Origin of the sequence: Allocoprococcus comes (assembly GCF_013300725.1) — a bacterium.
In the GTDB taxonomy this organism is placed as follows: Bacteria; Bacillota; Clostridia; order Lachnospirales; family Lachnospiraceae; genus Allocoprococcus; species Allocoprococcus comes_A.
On the sequence record NZ_JAAIMM010000130.1, the window covers coordinates 1 to 311 of the forward strand.

The window sequence follows — 311 nt, forward strand, 5'->3', positions numbered from 1 at the left end:
GCAAACTCTTTCAGTCTGTCACCCGGTACTGTAAAAAATTTCATCGGACGCTGTTCTTTCAGCATTCTGGTAAGCCTCGTTTTTCCTCTTGTCTTTTTCTGGTCCTTTAAGGCGGCAGCAATAAAGACTGCCACATGCTTTGCTACATTCCCGGTGATCTTCAGCGAATACTCCATCCCTTCCAGACTGTACCGTACTACCTGATCTGCCGGTTCTGCTCCGTAATTCATACTTATCTCACCTCCTGACTCTCTTTTTCTTTGTGTTCCACACGTTTCTCATTCTGGTTTTGTTCTTCTGCCTTTCGAAGT

General features: G+C 45.0%; 1 protein-coding gene. It reads right to left on the bottom strand.

The genetic code is table 11. The annotated features are described in order from the left end of the window. Window positions 1-230: DUF3801 domain-containing protein (locus G4407_RS16390; RefSeq protein WP_173689720.1), on the bottom strand; the 230-nt coding region annotated here is incomplete at its 3' end. Window positions 231-311 lie beyond the last annotated feature (81 nt).